Raw genomic sequence first — 17,548 nt, forward strand, 5'->3', positions numbered from 1 at the left:
CATCGCTAGCGTTAGTCATCAAATATGGATCTCGGGGAATACCGGAAGCTCTACGGCAGCATTTCAGATGCGGCTCCCGGCTGGGACGCCATCGACGCCCGTTTACGCGAGGTTTACGGCACGCAAGAGCCGAAACATTGGGGAACGGTCATTAAGGCAATGCTAGGTGGCCCCGGCCGGATCGATGGAATTAGTGCATACGAAAGTCGAGCCGGCGGAATCGACCATCTGCACTTCTGCACTTACGGCTACACCGATCTCTATTACAACGAGGAAGCAGTCGGGAAAGACTTCAGCAGGTTTGGGTTCGAGATGACCTTCCGGCTTGCGTCTGTGCTGCCGACGCAAGAAGAGCCGATCTGGGTTACGTGGTGACTAAAACAGCATCGTAATTGCAAACCTTCATTGTTCGATGACGTGGGCTCCAAAGTAAAGGGTGAGTTTCGCCGATTTTTCGGCGAAACTCGGACTCGAAAACTCGGTAGCGGATCGGAGAATTCGTAAGTTACGGAATTGTGGGGAGAGGGAGATCCCCGGAACACCTCAAGAATCCCCGAGTTTGGCACTGGATATGGCACTGGCGTTCGAGCTGCGGCTGTCGTGGCGATTCTAATATACAAGCAGCTGTGCGCGGCTGGGAAATAGATGTGCTGAGCAACGGCTCGGAGGTATCGCCGATTTTACGGCGATCCCTAGCTGGCCACATCGCCGGCTCGTCGATGTGTGCCAAGGGCGGTGCAAATCCCCTCGCGGGAGGCGACCACGAGAGCCCGGATCGGGCTTTTTCGGCCGGTCTATTATCTTGCGGCCAGGACAGATCGAAATTGAGGACCAGGCGATACAGCAGGGAACAGTCCGCAAGTGCCTTTGTAGGCGGAGTGTGCCGCATGCCCGCTCCGTGGCGAGATGAGGTAAGGAAGGCATCGACTTCCCAGGGCGCTCATCGCCGGGGGTGCTCGGGGCGGTGCAAACGTAAGCGCCGAAGCCAAGAATGCGCTCGCGCAGCCCGGTCCAGCAACTGCACGGATTCAGACTTTGGACCTCCGGTTTCCATAAGTGGCTAGTGCTGTATGTAGACAGTTCGCGTGTCAATTTTCATGGTTGCACGTAGACTTAGGGAGAGTCCCCGTCCACGTTATTTAGCAGCGCCCAAGGTTAGTCGTCACAGAGCGCACTTCTAAATCAAGTTGGGCCAGAGGCGCAGATGATCGAGCTCGAGTGTAAAGCAGTGCTGTTCTACTCGGCGAAGGACGAAGCGAGCTTCTTTGCGTGGGCGGAATCAATCCCGGCTGTTTCGTCCGTCTTCGGCAGAGGTCAGATAATCTATATGTCTGTGAGGTCGCAATCCATTTCGGATCGATCCTTGCGTGAGCTTATCGGCCTCTTCCAACGATATAGGATATCGATGCGTCAGCTCGCTCAGTTTCGGACCGAGAAGAACCAAGCCTGGTTTGCAGAGCGTGAGGCGTTTTGGTTCAGATCCACTTTTGGCCCAACAAGCCGTTCAACCCGATCGCGCGCGAAGACGCGCGCTCCGGGTTAACGGCGGCGTTACAAGGCATCTCAGATATGTCTGGCACAAGCTGGGTCTTCTCCGCGCTCGGGGCGATTCTTGCCGTCGGTCTCCTCGATCTAGCTATCGCGCGGGCAGGGCACGCTTCGGCCCTCCTATTTGTCTTCGAGTTCCGTCAGAAGCTCGCGTCACTACTGGAAAGCGGAAACCGGGAAACCTATGAGTGGCTTACGCTGAACGCCACGCGGATGCAGGCGCAGCTTGGAAGCGAAGGAATCGTATCGTTCCGTCCGCCGTTCGCGAACTACATCGTCCCGAACTATGTCGTCGTACCAAACGCACTTATGGAAATCCGGAAGTGCTTTGACGACAGCATCCTTTCGAGAGGGAGCCTGCAGTCCCAGTACGCTGCGCTGCTCGACGACGCGCTTCTGCGTCATCAGGGGACGGTTGAGGAGAGAGTTCGTCGGAATACAAGATCCTTCTTGAACCCTTTGAAGTGGCTTGCGCGCGGTGTCTCCATTATTCTCGGTGTGCCAATTTGGATCTTGCAGTCAGTTGGGCTCGTGTCCGAAGCGTCCGGAACTAGATTCAGGGCTTCTCGGGCCTTCCAAGTTGTGTCCGGATTCTCTGCTCTAGTCGGATTTGCAAGCGCCGTGGTCGGTCTCGTCACTGGCTGGGAGCCTTTCATTGCCCTCGCACGAAAGGTCGTGCCCTATGCCTTCTAACAAATCGGTCGACTCGGACACGTTGCGTCAAGGGGCCGCACGGTGCCGTCGGAGATCGTGCACCGTGCGGCCCCTTGCCGCAACGTGCCGGTCACCTCTACGTTAGCTTTCAGAAATGCCCTCCATCCCAGCGTTGCGAGTCTCACTTGAGCGAACCACTTCGGACGCGAAGGATTTGTTCTTCTCTGTAGCGGCTGCAGGAACCCGCGAAGAATATCTCGCCCGAGGAAAGTTGGCTGATGCAGGTGCCGGAGCCGTGTACGCATACTTCGCTGAAGATGGAACCGCACTGTATGTCGGCGAGGCCGGCCGACCAATAAAGCGGCGCATGCACGATAAAACATCGCCGCACAAGTCCACCGCCTGGTGGGATTCCTGGACCAGCGTTCGGTTCATGCAGATCACCGACAGGACGGACAGGCTCACGCTTGAGCTACTACTGATCCTGGCGCTGAGGCCGACGTTCAACTCTAAACCTGGTCCTAGGGATTTCGCGAAGATGTTTGAAGATGAAATCTAACATCCGCTTCGAGTTCTCGCGCCTAGCGCGCCCGACTAAAAAAAGCGCTGCGCTTTTGCGCGCGGCTCAGCCGGGACGTTAAGTGGCAAGGAGAGCGAGGAATGATAGAGCTGGTTTTAGTTGTTGTTGGTCTTCTTGTGTTGATTGCCGTGACTGGCTTTGTGGCGGCCATGAAGAAGCGGGATGGCAGACCCAGCTCGGACGATCTCCAGTACCAATCGAGCAAGGTATTGTTCTCTGCAGCAGAGAGATCATTCCTTGGCGTTCTTGATCAGGCGGTTGGCCCGGAATATCGGGTCTTCGGTAAAGTCCGCGTCGCGGACGTGGCAAGTCTAAAATCCGGCTTATCTAATTCGGCACGTCAGGTGGCGTTGAAGCGAGTCGCTGCAAAGCATTTTGACTTCGTTGTGTGTCGTGCCAGCGATCTATCGTTGGTCTGTGCCGTTGAGCTCAATGATAAGTCGCATTCCAGCCGGCGTGTACAAGCTCGGGACGAGTTCTTGGCGAAAGTATGCAGCGTCATTCGCCTCCCGCTTCTCAGTGTTGAGGCGAAGCGGGCCTACTCAGTTCACGAGATTCATCAGCATTTCGCTTCTCTCACCTCGTCAGCTCGAGGACCCGTGCCGCATGTTGGGCAGAGCAATTAAAAGCGCGTAAAGTCCGCGCCCTGCGGGCGTCCAACTCGCACCGACGAAGTGCCGATGCTCACGGCTTACGCGCGGCATTAGGCTTTACAGGATCAATCAATACCTATCGAATCATTCTATGAACTCTTCGACGATAGGGAATCGGGCGGCCTGCTTGACGAGATGCTGCATGACGGTGAGTACGAGAAGATTCGCTCCTATCGTGAGCGTCAGTTGTACGAGACCGAGGAGGCGTTGAAAATCTCCGGGATTTTTGAGGCTTCTTGGTGAGTTTTAGGGAGCCATTTTCCCGGTGGCGAGGGCTGAGTATCGCCGAGCAGTCACCGACGCAATCTCTCTGCAGGGGCCTGAGTTTCGCCGGAAAAACGGGTGAAACTCAATGCGATCGAGTGTTGGATGTTGCGGAGCCCGACCAAATCCTCCCCGCGACCCTCTCTTTGTTTCAGATCGCCTACCCACATCCACGTATGACCTCAGGCCAGCGAACAGCGGGTGTCGATTTCTCTTACGCTCATGCTGTGAACTGCTCCATAAAAAGCCGTGCACGCACGTGTGTAGCTAGGCGTATCATAGACGCATGAAGCGCTCGTCGGCCCCACGCCGATTGGAGAGGCGCAACAAGAAACATCAGCGGTGAGGTGCGCAAAGCAAATCCGCCGGGCGCCACCTCAAGAGGAGGAGCCCTTATGACAACGGATTTTGAGCAAGTCCCCTTTACGGCCACTGACTTCATCGACAACCCAGAAAATCGTTGCCCCTGCGTCCTTGTGTTGGACACGTCCGGATCGATGCAGGGCCGCCCGATCGCCGAGTTGAACGAGGGCCTAGCCCAGTTTAAGCGGGAACTCCTGACTGATGAGATGGCAACCAAGCGCGTGGAAGTCTCGGTCGTGGGATTTGGGCCCGTGCAGGTCCTCAGCCCGTTCGCTACGCCGGACGTCTTTACACCTCCCATATTAGATGCGAATGGGGACACCCCGATGGGGGCCGCCATTACTCAGGCGATCTCGTTGGTCGAGCAGCGAAAGCAGGAGTACAGGCAGTTCGGTATCGCCTATTACCGACCGTGGATCTTTCTAATTACAGACGGCGCGCCGACAGATGCCTGGCAGGATGCTGCCGCCTCTTTACAGCGAGGCCAGCGAGAGAAGAAGTTTCAGTTCTTCGCGGTCGGCGTGCAGGGCGCCAACATGGATATCCTTAAGCAGATCGCCGGGCCTGAGCGCACCCCGCTGATGCTCAAAGGCCTGCAGTTCCGCGAACTCTTCAGCTGGCTATCCAACTCGCTCGGCGCCAAGTCACGCTCGCAGGTTGGGAACGAGGAAGTGGTCGTCGAGAACCCGGTCTCGCCGACAGGGTGGGCGACGGTATAAATGGAGCTTCAAGCATGGCGTATTGCGGGGGCGAGTGCCGTCGGGACTTCGCACGCCAAGAGCAATTCACCCTGTCAGGATGCGTTTAGATGCGCTCTGTTCCAAAGTCAGGAACAAGGTGAGATTGCACTCTTAATGGCTTGTGATGGCGCAGGAAGCGCGAAGTTCTCCGATCTCGGAGCCGAACTTGCGTGTCGCGAGTTCGCCTCGAACCTTGAGCTTTACGTTGCAGATGGTCACCGCATCGAAGCACTTGATCGCGTGAAGATGCGTGAGTGGCTCGATAACGTCGTCACGGCGCTAAATGTGCGCGCCGCGGCCGATGGAGAGCGGCTGCGCGACTACGCTTGCACGTTGCTCGCAGCGATCCTCTCACCGACTCACGCCGTGTTCGTCCAGGTGGGGGACGGGGCCATGATCGTTCGCGAAGGCCCTGAGGAGTGGTGTTATATCTTCTGGCCGCAACACGGCGAGTACATCAACACGACGTGCTTTATCACCGAGCCCGATTCACTGGACAACTACGAATTCACCATTGTCGCAAACCCGGTCCACGAAGTGGCCGTGTTCACCGATGGCATCGAGCCGCTGGTGCTTCAGTACTCGACCAACACAGTGCATTCACGCTGGTTCAATCAGATGCTCCCGCCAGTGCGCGCCCTCCCGCAGGCGGGATTCGACGAGGCGCTCTCTCAGAAGCTGGCAACGTATCTGTCGTCGGAGGCGGTTTGCGCCCGCACTGATGATGACAAGACGCTCCTGCTAGCCTCTCGGATAAAGACCTTCTGATATGGCTGCGCTAACGCTCAAAGGTTCGAGCGGGCGTATCGTGCTTGGGCGCGAGCTTGGGCGAGGCGGCGAAGGGTCCGTCTATGATGTTGCAGGGCGCACGGACCTTGTCGCAAAGGTTTATCACCGACCGCCATCATCGCAAAAGTCACAGAAGCTTCTGCTGATGCCGAAAATGGCGGATCCACGGCTGCTCGCCCTCACCGCCTGGCCAATTGATGTACTGCAAGCCGCCAATGGGCAGGTCAGTGGCTTTCTTATGCAGAAGGTCGAGGGCTACAAGGACATACATGCCCTGTATGGTCCGAAGAGCCGCCGCACGGAATTTCCGGGGGCGAACTGGCGTCACCTCATTCGAGCCGCGACAAACGTCGCTCGCGCCTTCGCCGTCCTACACGAGCTCGGCTGCGTTATCGGCGACGTGAATCACGGCGGCATTCGTGTTAGCTCGGACATGACCGTGAAGCTGATCGATTGCGATAGCTTCCAGATTCAAGCCGACGGGCGCACATTATTTTGCGAAGTGGGGGTGGAGAATTTCACGCCGCCTGAGCTGCAAGGCAAACCATTCACGGGCGTGGTGCGCACTCCGAATCACGACAACTTTGGCCTAGCGGTCCTGGTCTTCTACCTGCTTATGATCGGTCGGCATCCCTTCGCCGGACGTTACAGCGGCAGGGGCGAGATGCCCATCGAGAAGGCGATCACGGAGTATCGCTATGCCTACGGGCGCAATGCTCGGTCCAATCTCATGGAACCGCCGCCCTTTGCACCCACGGCTCTAGTTGCCACCAGTGACATAGCGGAGCTATGGGAACGGGCCTTCTCCCAACAAGCCGCTCAGAGCGGCCCTCGGCCCACTGCAAAGGATTGGGTGGCGCGGCTAACGTCGCTCGAAGCCAGCGCGACGCGGTGCTCTCAGCACCCTGGGCACTACTTCGTGTCGTCGGTCGGAAGCTGTCCGTGGTGTGCGATCGAGTCCTCCGCCGGCACGTTGTTGTTCCTCGCGCCGCTAGGTGCGATGGTGCCCGACAGCCAATTCAATCTTGCCATCATCTGGTCGCGTATCACACAGATTCCCGCGCCAGGGGCGGTCCCGGCGATTGCGCTGCCGAGCGCAATGCCAAGTCCACAAGCTCGCGAACTTCAGTCCTCGCGTAAGGCACGCAAGATTGGCGGGCGGCTCGCCGTGGTTATAGCCGGCATCATCGCGTTGGCAGTTGCTCCCGATGGCGCTTTCGTGTGGTTCATGGCGGCGCTCGGATTGTGGCTCGGCATTGGCTCTTGGGCGAACGCAGGCGATGAAGTCGCTGCTTTCCGCAGGAAGCGCGAGGAGGCGGGGAGCCTGCTCACGCAAGTGGAACAAAGGCTGCGCGCCGAAACAGGTCCGGAGGGTTTCGCCCAACGACTGAAGAAACTCGAGACGGCGCGCGCGGAATTGTTGAACCTACCCGCGACGCGCGAGCGGAAAATGAAAGCGCTCATCGCCGAGCGTGAAAAGCATGCGCGCCAGCGTTTCCTAGAGCGTTTCGAGATCGAGAGCGCCAAGATTCCGGGTATCGGGCCGGCTAAACGAGCGATGCTCGAGAGTTACAACATTGAGACGGCGGCCGATGTTACTGAGTCAGCGGTGCTGCACGTTCCAGGCTTCGGTCCCGCCCTATACGGGCGGCTTAGGGATTGGAGGCGCAGTGTCGAGGTGCGCTTCAAATTCGATCCGAACTCAGCGGTAGATCCCCGTGACATCCAAGATTTGGAGAGCAAGATTGTCCAGCAGCGTACGCAGCTCGAGCGAGCGCTGGTGCAAGGTGCACAGGATCTTCAGCGTCTGCATCAGGAACTCAAACACAAACGCGAGCAGCTCCTCAAGAGCGCCGAGTCCATTGCAGCCGCATATGCCCAGGCGGATGCAGATTACAGACACCTTGAAGACTGAGTGCGGGGAGGGCTCCCGCTGTCGACAACTGCCGAGCGATATATGAAGGCTGGAATTGGGCTTTTCCAAGAAAGGTCCGCGGGCCCGCAGCGATGCTTAGCGAATGCGCTGTGGATTCAAACGCATCAAGTGACTCCCTTCACCGGACGACAGTGTCCTTCGGAGGATGCAATGGGTTTTCGGTTTCAACGACGGATCAATCTTGGGAACGGTTGGGGCGTGAACACGAGCGGATCCGGTGCATCGATTAGTCATCGGAGCCGCCACGGATCCATCAGCACGAAGGGCTTCAGTCTTCGCACCGGAATACCGGGCCTGAGCCATCGCCAGAGTTGGGGCAAGAACGCCGGAGGCGCTGCGCTCATTATCCTGGGCATCATGATGGTCGTTGCGATCGCCGAGATGGCCTTGAGAATCCTTGCTTTCCTGTTGCCACTTGTTTGGCAATGCCTTCAGTGGATAGTGCTCACGATCTACGACTTTTGTGTGTACTGCATACAGCAGTTTCGGCAATGGCGCGCGCACTCCGTGCGAGCACCGTAGCATGCTATGCCTATCCGATATCTTCTCGTGGATCGCATGGAGTGAGGGAGCCTGAAGTGATGTTCGCAAACAGCGGAGTCTGAAGAATGGATTCTCAAGCTTGCTTCTTCTGCGGTCAGCCGATCATTGGGAATCGCTCCCGGGAGCACATCTTCGGAGACAAGTTCCTGCAGTATCTGGATCTCAAGCAGACGAATCTCGCTTCATCGCTTGCCAACCCGACGACATACAGCCGGATCAAAGTTCCCGCGCACGCCACGTGCAACAATGAGGTCGGGTCCGAATTCGAGAACCAAATGCTGGGCTTGATCAAGTCGATGGACCAGAACCTCGAATTGCTTTCCAAACTACACATGCCCTCTGCAGAGCCACTGAACACGGCACTCCGCGAAGCCTTTGTCCACTGGGTCGCGAAGCTTTACTACGGCCTGCTGTATTGGGAGGCCGGCTTGCGGAATCACCAGAAGCCGGAGTATCAACAGTGGCTGCAAGGACTTCTCGCCAGTGAGGAATTTGCGTATCTCCGCAAATGTTTCATGCAGCGACTGGCCTTTCGCATACCGTCGTCTGTGTTTCACTTTCATCTGCCCGAACCGCAGCACTCGTTGCGCTTTGACTTCGGCAATGGGCTGCCACTCGGGCTCATCTACGTTAGATTTAGACAACACCTTATAGTTGCGAGCGTGGGTGACGCGTGCCTAGTGCAGCAGTGGTTTACAGCCGCGCACGTCGCGAGCGCTCAAGCAGCTCTCTCGGAAAATTCCTCCGAGGAACCACTGGCGTACTTACATGCAGTCGCCCACATCTGGGCTGTGCGCGAGTGGTTGCCGATAGCTCCGAGGCTGGAGTACGGCGAATCGGCAATTCGTGACCGATCCCGGGAGGGGCACCCGGTGCCTCCTGAGATTGACGCACCCGCCGTCAACGAACGGGCGGCAGAGGTATATGCCGAGTTGGCAGCGAAGTGGCGCGGTAGCGCCGCTTCGAGCTATACCGAAGTGTCGGAGGACGCGCCGTGATCAAAGCACGCAGCGAGGGTACGCGAAAATCACAGATGAGCACGGGCAGGTAGGCAGGCGATGTTCTTCGAATATTGGAAGACACTACCGCCAGGCGAACATGTGCATCCTGCGGATCGGTATCTTGTCGATAAGCATCGCCAGATCTTCGAGCTTTCGATTCCACCCGGACATGTAAACGGGCGGCTAAAGACAGCGCCGATAGTAGCTTGTTTTCTTAATCCAGGGATTGAGGGGCCAGACAAGGAGTTCTTGGAGACGGAAGAAGGCAGAGGAATCCTCTTTCAGCAGATCACGGGGGAGCACGACTTTCCAATAGTGATACCACGCTGGGATAAGTGGTTCTTTTCACGCGTGCAGCGAATCCGTCTGAGCAAACAGGAGCTGGTCAAGAACGTGGCCATCTTTAATGTATGTCCGTACGCGTCGCAGAACGCTAAGCTTCTCTCCGAATCATTTCTCAAGAATTTGCCTAGCGCTCAGATCGCTAGACGGTATCTACACGAAGTTCTCATTCCACAAGCCCAACGAAGAGAACGTTTTGTCGTAATTTGTCGCGGCGCGCGAGCTTGGGAGGCGCCGCGCTCACTCGAGTGCGACAACATAAGATTTGCATACCCTAGAGGTGGTCACTTCGGAGCAGACATCGCCAACAGAATCTCGGATTGGCTCGTGTCGCGGCCAGTCAATGGCGCTCAACTCCGAGGCGAAGTCCACGGCGTAGTGACACAAGAACCGCGGCTTGAAGGTCAGTAGAGGAGACTAGGCATGAAGGGCTGGCAGAAGTTCACGATCGCAATCGTTGCAGGCGTTGTCCTCGTGCTGACCGTGAACTACCTCTTCGTTCATCGAAGCCTTGCAGAGGCGATGAAAGAGGATCCTCGCAACGATGGCATCCGCGCCTTTGCTCACTTCGACTATTTCCTCGTACCGAGCTCGATTGTGTTTGACCTGCGCCGAGTTGACCGCGAGAAGAGCATGGCCGACGTCACTCGTCTGCTATTTCAGTTTGCTCAGAGGCAAGAAAGCCATCGCTACGAGCGCGTGACGCTCGCCTATCGTGGCGAACCCAAATTTCTCCTCGAAGGGGAGTACTTTCAGACTTTAGGCAAGGAGTTCGGCGAGCAGAACCCAATGTACACGATCCGGACGCTTCCTTCGAACTTGTACCGGCCGACCGGCGAGCACGCCTTTGGCGAGTGGACCGGAGGTATCTTGGGCGTGCTATCTCGGCAGATGGAGGATCACAACGAATTTCATCAGCAGTGGTACATGCGGGCGATGCTTGAAGAGCACCGCTCAGGCGTGGGACCGTCGGACTTTTGAACAATCAAAACACCCGCTGCCGTTCTGTCGCCACATCTATGTCTTAACAACGCTCGCTCCCTTTGCGACATAACTCGCAGAGCCCTTTAAGGCTCTTGAACGCTCCCGAGCAGTGCAGGATGATGACTGGACAACATGGCGCGCTCAGCGGGTGCCGAGTCGCCAACACAACTCAAGGAGACCTTCAAGGTCATCTATGACTCTAAGCGTAGAAGAGCTGGTAGCGAAGGCTAAGGATCAGTTGCGTCGTGGGCGCCATGACGAAGCGCAGATCTCTGCTAGAGAAGCGACGCGGCAGGATGCCAATGAACCTAATGCGTGGTGGATGCTGGGCCGAGCCTGCCTTGGACTGAAGGATCACGCTGGTGCGGCGCGGGCCTTTGGCAAGGTGACCGAACTTGCCCCAGATTACGCCGACGCCTGGGCCCTGTACGGGAACGCACTGTATGAAGTGGGTCGACGGGACGAGGCGGAGGAGCCGCTGCGCAACGCGTTCAGGCTTGGGACAGAGAATGGTCTCGCCCTCTTCAATCTCGCGGAATGGTGCGAAGAGCAGAAGGATGAGGAAGGGGAGTACGGGGCGCTCGCGAGGCTGGAGGAACTCGGTAATCTCGACCACCACTCACTTGTGCTTCGACTAGGTACTGCGCACTGGCGACATGACCGTCCGCACGATGCGCTGAGGTGCTATCGCAAGTGCGCCCGCAAGAAAGAGGAGGCTTCGAGCCTCTTCAACATGGGCCTGGTCTATAACGATCCTGAGATCTCACAGGACGTGGATGCGATCGACGCCTGGCGCCTGTGTGAGCACCGTTATCCCGCAGAACCTGCAGCCGCCAAGGCGTCCAAGAAGATTGCGGAAGTGCTGCCGCGCCTTCTCAAACTGAGAACCGAACTTCGTGCCGGTGCCGACTCGGTCCTCGATGCGGAAGCTTGGTTCAGCACCTACCTGAATCCGTTTGAGCTGCTCAATATCCGCGAAACCAACTACACCTTCGACATGCTCGATGCCAAGGTGCTTCAGAGGTTGAAGAAACAGCTGATGAGCGAAATTGAGCTCGAAGAGGGTAAGCTCGGCTGGATGGCAGATCATGTGGTTGACCGCTCTCGGGCATTGGCCGTCTGCGAAGAGCTCAACGATGACACCAAGCGAAAGGCGCACTGGCTGGTGTTCAACGAGAAGCCATTGCTGGATTTTCTGTCCCGAGGTTCTCACGCTTTCTTCACCGCCGCGCCGACACGCTCCCCGATCGACCTGCTGGAAACGATGGATTCCGACGAGGACACTTTCCTACCGTGGCTCAGCTCCATGTTCGCTCGTCAATACAATGCGGTGTTGAACAAGGCATTCGAAACCCGCAACCTTACGCTCCTTGAAGTACTGTTCGATGGCCGGCGCTGGGTTCTTCCGGAACACGAGGACCAGTGCTTTGAAGCGGGTCGGCGGCATGTCGAGCAGCTGCTGGAACCGTTTCGCGATGCGGCGAGCGAGGCTGAGAAGACGAAGCCCGATCTCGCGAAGGTCGAAGCACTGACGAAACTGCCGGCGGTCGCGATCCTGAACCTACTGCCGCACCCATTTCGGGATCTGCAGAATGCAGCCGTCAAATCCCTCCGAGACATGTCGCTCGCCGCTCACAATCAACACGACGACACGCTTCTTGCAACCTCCATCCTTGAGCTCACGCGCGCCTTCCATTTTAAATCGACTGCACTCAATCATCAGCTCGAGGAGGATTACTCGAAGCTGCAAGACATGCTTCGAGAGCAGAAGAAACATGAAGCTCATCTCACGAGCGGCAAGTCGGAGTGGAAGATCACGCGCGAGTTCGTCCAGCAAGGCGATCGCAACCTTCCAGTCACGCAAATTCAAGCGTTACGTTGGGGCGCACTTAACGACAACGGCATCGTCGAGTTCACCGTCGGATTCATGGATCTGAATGCGGAAGAACTGCTCTTCAGCTGGAAGACGGCCACCGACATCGAGGCGAATCGAACGCACTTTGGCAAGCTACTCGATGCCGCCATTAGCTATGTCGTGCCTCACGTACTGGAGCGCATCGATAAGCAGCTCAAGGCCAACAAACCTTTATTCGTCGGCGCCTGCAAACTCACGAAAGCGGGCATCGAATTTGAGCGCGCCGGCTGGTTCACCAACAAGCGGGTGCACGTCCCCTGGACCCAGATCGAGTCGAAGGTCGTCAATGGCAACGTCCTAGTCTGGGACAAGCTGACACCTAAAAACCAGATCGCGTTCGACATGCGGCTGACGCAGAACGCGGTCTTACTCCCCTTGCTGGCCCGCGACCCCGAGTGAAACCATGAGCCAAGTGCTGCAAATCCCTTTGGTGAAGTACGTCATCACGACGCTGAACCAGCTCTACGAGATCGAAAGCAAGTTGCGCGTGCATGGCGACCCCGGAAATGTGACACGCAATGTGCAGCGCATCCGCGAAGAAATCGAGCAGAACGCGCTTCTTTTTTACGAAGATCCCATGGGCGAGCGGTTCGATGAAACGCGCACCGACCTTGAAGCCACGATCAGTGGCGAAGCCACCGATTCCTTGAGTGTCGTGGAAGTCATCAAACCCATTATTCGAGCCGGTACGGAAGCCACCTCCCGAGTGATCCAGAAAGGCATCGTCGTCGTTCGAGCGGACGCCCAAGCACACCAAAACTCGCCATCAGTACCCCAATGAGCACGATCAATTTCGGCATTGACCTCGGTACCACCAATTCCCTGATCGCCCGGTTTAACCGCGGGCAGGTGGAAGTGTTCAAGAACCCGATTGGGTTCAAGGAGACGCTGCCCTCGGTGGTCGCTTTCCGCAACGATCGGATCATGGTGGGCGACACCGCACGCGTGTACGCAGAGAAGGATGCGAAGAGTGTCGTCAGCCGCTTCAAGCGCAAGATGGGCACGTCCGAGACGTTCAAGATTAAATCCGTAAATGGGTCTAAAACACCAACGGAGCTGTCGGCCTTCGTTTTGAAGGAGCTGAAAAACTTCGTGCAGTCGGGCGAACAGGTGGATGCGGCCTGCATTACGATTCCGGCCTCTTTCGACACTCTGCAGTCGAACGCGACTAAGGAGGCGGGCAAGCTCGCGGGCTTCAAGCACGTGCTCCTGCTGCAGGAGCCGATCGCGGCGAGCCTTGCCTACGCCAATCGCACCGGCGCGCAGGATCTGCGCAACAGCCAATGGATCGTCTACGACTTCGGCGGCGGCACGTTCGATGTAGCCCTGGTGAAGATCGTCGAGGGCGAGCTCACCGTGGTCGACCATGAAGGTGACAACTACCTCGGCGGTACGGACTTCGATGCGCTAATCGTCGAGAAGCTCATTGTTCCGGCGCTCGAGCGGCGCGGCCGCTTCGATGACCTGCTCGCACAGCTGCGTAGCGAGTCGGGCCGATATTCCTCACTGTACCCCGTGCTTCTGCAAAAGGCAGAAGAGGCCAAAATGGAGCTGTCGGCGAAATCGTCTGCCGAAATTGATCTCGGAATGGTGCGAAACCTAGAGGACGACGACGGCAAGTCCTTAGATGCCCTCATCTCGATTACGCGCTCGGAATACGAAGGGCTGATCAAGGAGGCGGTCGATGGGACGGCAGTGATGCTGAAGAAGATCCTGACCCGCAACTCACTGCAGCCGGCCGACCTCAAGTTCGTGCTCATGGTGGGCGGCACGACGTATACGCCGTTCGTGCGTAAGCGAATCGAGGAACTGCTCGGCATTCCAGTGAATACTGATATCGACCCGACGAACGCGATCGCCGTCGGCGCGGCTTTTTTCTCCGCCACGCGCGAGATCGCAGGCGACGCTCAGAGTTCCGCGGCGCCAACCGCCCGAAGCTTGAAGCTTCGGGTGAACTACAATCGCAATTCACAGGACGACGAGGAGGCATTCAATGCCAAGGCGGAAGGCAATCTCGCCGGACTGTTTTATCGCATCCAGCGCGATGATGGCGCTTTCGACAGCGGACTCAAGGCGCTGACCAGTCGGATCTCTGAGGACCTGCCGCTGCGTGCGGGCGCCTACAACGTCTTTTCGTTCAAGGTGGTGGACGGGCAGGGCACGGCGATCCCCTGTGGCGTTGACACGATCCAGATTGCACAGGGCCGCTACAGCGTGGCCGGCCAGATGCTCCCCGAGGATTTGAGCCTCGTTAAGGATGACGTGGCCAAGAACGACACGCGACTGGAATGTGTATTCACCCGTAACACGGTGCTGCCGGCGAAAGCGAAGCGCACGGTGGAGGTGGCCAAGTCGATCCTGAAGGGCTCGACCGATGAGATTCGCATCATCATCGTGGAGGGCTCCGCGGAGCATCACTCCTCCACGAATAAACCCCTCGGTGTACTTCGCATCACCGGCAGTCAGCTCTCGAAGGACTTGTTGCGCGGCACGGAAGTGGACTTGTCATTCACCATGAGTGAATCGCGCGACCTCACCGTCTCCGCCTACTTAAACGGCACCGGGCAGGAGTTCTCGCAGGTCTTCGATCCGAAGGCGCGCAGTGTGCCGGTAGCCATTCTGTCGACGGAGCTGATGCAGCTAGAGGAATTGATCCAGCAGGAGCAGGAAACGGCGCAGGACAATCAAAAGCCGCAGTTGGTCGCTGAACTCGACAAGCTCCTCGAGCAAACGCAGGCCTTAATGTCTCAGGCGTCTAAGCTTGCCAGTGACGATGTGACGGATGACCGCTTCAAGCTGGAAGACCGCAAGCGGCAAGTGGCGCAATCCGTATTCCAGATGACCTCCACGAAGCGCCTGGACGCCGGTCGAAAGGCCTATCGGGAATCGCGCAAACTCGCAGCCGAACTCGTCCAGAAACACGGCAACGATCGCGATCGGCATCGTCTTGCGGATGTCGTTAACGCGGAGGCGGCCTTCATCGAGTCTACGAACCCCGAGCGGATCGAGGCTGCGGTGTCAGAACTGGAAGCCTTGCGCTACAGCATCCTGATCCGGCTGCCCGACTTCCAGATCGCCATGTTTGAGCGTCTGATGTCTGACCAACCTTCCATGAATGATCCGGTGCAGGCGCGTCAGCTCATCGAAGCTGGAAAGTCACATCTGCGTCAGGAGCGCTGGCAGGACCTCGCCCAGGTCGTGGGGCGACTCCTGGATCTGCTGCCTGATCGGGAGCGGACAGTCGAAGAGATTCGGCTACACACCGGCATCATGTGACAGGCAGCAGCACACCGCCGCACCAGGAGCGCAAGACACCTCCCGTCAAGTGAAGCGTCACTATCACGACGAGTTGTGGTCCATACGGGCTACGTATGTTCGAGCGCGAGTTAACACCGCACGATTGAGTCCGCAGACCAGCCGATGGCCAGCACAGTGACACGCCGTGATCTTCCGCACGATGATCAATACATTGGCTATGGCCTCAATGAGTCGGGCGAGCTCGTGCATGTTGATTGCGTGCCGCGCGGGAAGGCGTGCGGTTGCTGCTGCGTAAGTTGCGCCGAACCGCTGATAGCTAAGCAGGGTGAGATTCGGGTTCATCATTTTGCTCATGCTCAGCAGAACCAGTGCACCGGCGCGCTTGAGACGCTCCTGCATCGTCTCGCCAAGGAGATTCTGAGCGCCGCTTCGGTTTTCATCCTCCCAGATTACACCTGGCGCGGCGAGCGGGCGCTTAGAGATCAGCTAGTCAAGCTTGAAAAGACGATTGTCTCTGGAGGGCGAGCTCGCCTGTCGCAGGTCTTGATCGAACCTCGCGTCTTCGAGGAGGTCGTACCGGACGTGGTACTCACGACGCAGGCGCGCGATGGCTCCGCTCGCACGATTTTGCTCGAAATTGCAGTTCACCACTCCGTGGACGCAGAGAAGCAAAACCGTCTTCGCGAGCTGAATCTTCCGGCGCTCGAACTCACGTTGATGCCAGAGCACGCTCGACTATCGCGTTCCGCGCTTGCAGCCCGCATCTTGAACAACACCGCCGGCAAGTGCTGGCTTTTCCACCCACGCGAGTTGGAATGCGAGCGACGGCTTGAAGAACTCTATCGCCAGGAACTAGAACGCCAACGCCGTGAGCAAGCAGTGCGCGCAAAGGCGAATGAGGGTCGAGCTGAGCCCATTCGCCAAGCGGTAAAATCCATGCCTAAAAGCGACGTCGAGAACCCGATGGCGGAGTTCTTCGCTCACCATGGCCGATACCCGACTGTGTTGGAGACGGCCGACGTTTTCAGGGAAGCCATTGCCAAGCGTAAGTCGAAATGATCTCCGATCAAGGAGAGGGAGGGGCTCAAGGTCATAATTGACCGCGAACTCGACGGAAGCGCAATTGATCGCCGGCCGCGTCCGTTCGCGAAAGCCCCTATTTTGAACCGTCGAATCCCGCCTACCGCTTGGGGTAGCGTTCACAAAGATGAGGCTCACTGTCGGGAGCAAACCAGAGCCTTCTTCCAGGTACTCCGGCTCTGGGGGTCCGAGCCGTCGGCAGCTCTCGTTCACCAAGAACGTGCGCGTGTCACGGACTCCTACCCGCTTCTTGCGGGTACACTTCAGCCTTCGCACAAGCTGCCCCCAGAGACGGCAACAACATGAATGTTCGCTTGACGCAAGCAGGACCAGCCTTGATCACTGTTCTGGTCTCGGCCTTTGGTGCTTCCTGCGGATCCTCCGCGCCGCCATCCACCTCTGCGTCTGCGGATCCAGCCGCGTCTTCTTCAGGAGCATCGGCCCCCGCGCCTTTGCCCGAAGTAATCGCGGATCGTTTCGAGATCAGAGGGAAGCTCGAGGGCGACCAAGTTACCTTCTGGCTTGAAACCGACCTTCCGGATAACGTGCCCGTCATGACCGACGTCAATCGTGAATACGTCGGCCGCAACTCGGAAGGCAGTGAGACGTATGCGCCAATGTACTGGGCGGAGAAGTTGACCGTCGGAGCCTTGCGGAATCCACGGACGGTAACGATCGACGATACGAAATGGGTGCAGCACGTCGAAGAAGCCCTGAATTTATCCGCCGCCGTCGCCGACAATCCCGTGACCATCGTGTCAATCAACCAGTCAGTGACAGTGAGTCTCACTGTGCCACTCGTCGGGCACGTCCCTCCGCTGGAACCAGAGGCAAGCAACCTCATAGGGAAGGCGGTCGTCGTGGATGATGGCTGGCACCGCGTAGAAGGCGAGGTGGC

Annotated in this window: 14 protein-coding genes and 1 pseudogene; 14 read left to right on the top strand and 1 reads right to left on the bottom strand. The window is 57.7% G+C overall.

Annotated elements, in window-relative coordinates; genetic code table 11:
• Nucleotides 1–24 precede the first annotated feature (24 nt).
• The 7 genes from D0550_RS30045 (at nucleotide 25) to D0550_RS30075 (ending at nucleotide 7,506) form a co-directional block, all read left to right on the top strand.
• Entirely contained in the window at nucleotides 25–375 is a 351-nt protein-coding gene (locus D0550_RS30045; RefSeq protein ID WP_116812884.1) for a suppressor of fused domain protein, read from the top strand.
• Between the two features lie 1,095 nt (nucleotides 376–1,470).
• Entirely contained in the window at nucleotides 1,471–2,241 is a 771-nt protein-coding gene (locus D0550_RS30050; RefSeq protein ID WP_116812885.1) for a hypothetical protein, read from the top strand.
• 175 nt (nucleotides 2,242–2,416) lie between these two features.
• On the top strand, nucleotides 2,417–2,761 hold the full coding sequence (locus tag D0550_RS30055) for a hypothetical protein (protein WP_153067417.1): 345 nt from the start codon (nucleotides 2,417–2,419) through the stop codon (nucleotides 2,759–2,761).
• A 101-nt stretch (nucleotides 2,762–2,862) separates the two neighbouring features.
• Nucleotides 2,863–3,408: a DUF2726 domain-containing protein gene (locus tag D0550_RS30060; protein WP_116812887.1), complete on the top strand. Its 546-nt coding sequence runs from the start codon at nucleotides 2,863–2,865 to the stop codon at nucleotides 3,406–3,408.
• Between the two features lie 686 nt (nucleotides 3,409–4,094).
• Nucleotides 4,095–4,781, top strand: coding sequence for a vWA domain-containing protein (locus D0550_RS30065; RefSeq protein ID WP_116812888.1), 687 nt, complete (start codon nucleotides 4,095–4,097; stop codon nucleotides 4,779–4,781).
• The gene (locus D0550_RS30070) at nucleotides 4,782–5,570 is read left to right on the top strand and encodes a PP2C family serine/threonine-protein phosphatase (protein ID WP_116812889.1); all 789 of its coding nucleotides are present in this window, start codon (nucleotides 4,782–4,784) and stop codon (nucleotides 5,568–5,570) included. It abuts the gene before it with no gap.
• A gap of 1 nt (nucleotide 5,571) precedes the next feature.
• Entirely contained in the window at nucleotides 5,572–7,506 is a 1,935-nt protein-coding gene (locus D0550_RS30075) for a helix-hairpin-helix domain-containing protein (RefSeq protein WP_153067418.1), read from the top strand.
• 96 nt (nucleotides 7,507–7,602) lie between these two features.
• Here the strand turns inward: D0550_RS30075 and D0550_RS34750 are convergent, their stop codons facing one another.
• Entirely contained in the window at nucleotides 7,603–8,019 is a 417-nt protein-coding gene (locus D0550_RS34750; protein WP_153067419.1) for a hypothetical protein, read from the bottom strand.
• Nucleotides 8,020–8,135: 116 nt separating this feature from the next.
• Here D0550_RS34750 and D0550_RS30085 point away from each other — a divergent pair, with 116 nt between their 5' ends.
• The 7 genes and pseudogenes from D0550_RS30085 to D0550_RS30120 all read left to right on the top strand — a co-directional run.
• Nucleotides 8,136–9,068, top strand: a complete 933-nt coding sequence (locus D0550_RS30085) for a hypothetical protein (protein WP_116812892.1) — start codon at nucleotides 8,136–8,138, stop codon at nucleotides 9,066–9,068.
• 768 nt (nucleotides 9,069–9,836) lie between these two features.
• The gene (locus D0550_RS30095) at nucleotides 9,837–10,394 is read left to right on the top strand and encodes a hypothetical protein (protein ID WP_116812894.1); all 558 of its coding nucleotides are present in this window, start codon (nucleotides 9,837–9,839) and stop codon (nucleotides 10,392–10,394) included.
• Between the two features lie 196 nt (nucleotides 10,395–10,590).
• Nucleotides 10,591–12,711, top strand: coding sequence for a tetratricopeptide repeat protein (locus D0550_RS30100; protein WP_116812895.1), 2,121 nt, complete (start codon nucleotides 10,591–10,593; stop codon nucleotides 12,709–12,711).
• 4 nt (nucleotides 12,712–12,715) lie between these two features.
• Nucleotides 12,716–13,093, top strand: a complete 378-nt coding sequence (locus tag D0550_RS30105) for a hypothetical protein (RefSeq protein ID WP_116812896.1) — start codon at nucleotides 12,716–12,718, stop codon at nucleotides 13,091–13,093.
• Entirely contained in the window at nucleotides 13,090–15,588 is a 2,499-nt protein-coding gene (locus D0550_RS30110) for an Hsp70 family protein (RefSeq protein WP_116812897.1), read from the top strand. Before D0550_RS30105 ends, D0550_RS30110 begins: the two co-directional genes overlap by 4 nt.
• Before the next feature lie 144 nt (nucleotides 15,589–15,732).
• Nucleotides 15,733–16,629, top strand: coding sequence for a competence protein CoiA family protein (locus tag D0550_RS30115; protein WP_116812898.1), 897 nt, complete (start codon nucleotides 15,733–15,735; stop codon nucleotides 16,627–16,629).
• Nucleotides 16,630–16,952: 323 nt separating this feature from the next.
• Nucleotides 16,953–17,548: pseudogene (locus tag D0550_RS30120) on the top strand (hypothetical protein); the annotation flags it as partial.

It is taken from the genome of Steroidobacter cummioxidans (assembly GCF_003104955.1).

Excerpts from the sequence above, each read along its gene's own strand:
- D0550_RS30095 (WP_116812894.1), top strand. The coding sequence starts at position 9,837 with ATGAAGGGCTGGCAGAAGTTCACGATCGCAATCGTTGCAGGCGTTGTC.
- D0550_RS30110 (WP_116812897.1), top strand. The coding sequence starts at position 13,090 with ATGAGCACGATCAATTTCGGCATTGACCTCGGTACCACCAATTCCCTG.
- D0550_RS30100 (WP_116812895.1), top strand. The coding sequence starts at position 10,591 with ATGACTCTAAGCGTAGAAGAGCTGGTAGCGAAGGCTAAGGATCAGTTG.
- D0550_RS30045 (WP_116812884.1), top strand. The coding sequence starts at position 25 with ATGGATCTCGGGGAATACCGGAAGCTCTACGGCAGCATTTCAGATGCG.
- D0550_RS30060 (WP_116812887.1), top strand. The coding sequence starts at position 2,863 with ATGATAGAGCTGGTTTTAGTTGTTGTTGGTCTTCTTGTGTTGATTGCC.
- D0550_RS30065 (WP_116812888.1), top strand. The coding sequence starts at position 4,095 with ATGACAACGGATTTTGAGCAAGTCCCCTTTACGGCCACTGACTTCATC.
- D0550_RS30085 (WP_116812892.1), top strand. The coding sequence starts at position 8,136 with ATGGATTCTCAAGCTTGCTTCTTCTGCGGTCAGCCGATCATTGGGAAT.
- D0550_RS30075 (WP_153067418.1), top strand. The coding sequence starts at position 5,572 with ATGGCTGCGCTAACGCTCAAAGGTTCGAGCGGGCGTATCGTGCTTGGG.
- D0550_RS30105 (WP_116812896.1), top strand. The coding sequence starts at position 12,716 with ATGAGCCAAGTGCTGCAAATCCCTTTGGTGAAGTACGTCATCACGACG.
- D0550_RS30115 (WP_116812898.1), top strand. The coding sequence starts at position 15,733 with ATGGCCAGCACAGTGACACGCCGTGATCTTCCGCACGATGATCAATAC.
- D0550_RS30070 (WP_116812889.1), top strand. The coding sequence starts at position 4,782 with ATGGAGCTTCAAGCATGGCGTATTGCGGGGGCGAGTGCCGTCGGGACT.